General features: G+C 47.8%; 1 protein-coding gene. It reads left to right on the plus strand.

All coding sequences use genetic code 11. The annotated features are described in order from the left end of the window. Positions 1–249 (plus strand): DJ-1/PfpI family protein (locus tag AB4585_RS24640; RefSeq protein ID WP_372171383.1); only part of this gene is annotated, 249 nt, incomplete at both ends.

Below are 249 nucleotides of genomic sequence, written 5' to 3' on the forward strand. Positions count from 1 at the left end.
ATATGGCACTGATATTGAGGGCGATAGTGTTAATGCAGATATTTTAGCTGACAGCGATTTTCAGAGCCGCGTCAACAATACGATCCCAGTATCTGCGGTGAACATCGGAGATTATGACGCTATTTTCTATCCGGGTGGATTTGGCCTGCTTTCAGACCTGGCAACGAATGAAGACTTCGCCAGCATTGCCGCAAAGCACTATGAAGGTGGAGGTATCATCTCAGCAGTGTGTCATGGGCCTGGTGCTTT

It is taken from the genome of Vibrio sp. 10N.222.49.C9 (assembly GCF_041474985.1).
GTDB classification, from domain to species: Bacteria; Pseudomonadota; Gammaproteobacteria; order Enterobacterales; family Vibrionaceae; genus Vibrio; species Vibrio crassostreae_C.